This is a genomic window from Mesorhizobium sp. M2A.F.Ca.ET.037.01.1.1, assembly GCF_003998075.1.
GTDB lineage: Bacteria > Pseudomonadota > Alphaproteobacteria > Rhizobiales > Rhizobiaceae > Mesorhizobium.
Genome location: NZ_RZSA01001847.1, coordinates 1 through 414, shown reverse-complemented (window position 1 = coordinate 414; position 414 = coordinate 1). Strand labels below are relative to the sequence as shown.

Below are 414 nucleotides of genomic sequence, written 5' to 3'. Positions count from 1 at the left end.
GGAGAGGGTCGAAGCTCGGATGCGAATGCCATTCGCCCAGATAATTATACCGCTCAAAATCTCCGCCTGTTCGCTCGAAAAATTCTCGCAGGAATTCCTCGTGCAACACAGGATCGCGCTCGAAATGTGTGCGAGTGCCATGGCTCGTCTGGATTGAAATATCTACAATCTGAAACGTTTCGTCCTTCACGTGCTCACCGACAATAAGACCACCGATCTCCTGGCGTCTAGCTTTCGCCAGCGCGATATTGAGCCGCGACGCTATATCATCCGGCAGGAGGAGTTTGACCAAATGATCTCCCAAGTATTTGGATAATGCGTGCCCGCTCGGCAGCTACGTCGGCTTCGTCAAGAATGTTTTGCTCCGCAATAACCTGAGACGCCAGTCCGACGTCAACAGGTTCGGTATGGAAC

General features: G+C 52.2%; 1 protein-coding gene. It reads right to left on the bottom strand.

Annotated elements, in window-relative coordinates:
• On the bottom strand, positions 1–292 hold a 292-nt coding region (locus tag EOA27_RS40135; protein WP_189562464.1), incomplete at its 3' end, for a Mov34/MPN/PAD-1 family protein.
• Positions 293–414 lie beyond the last annotated feature (122 nt).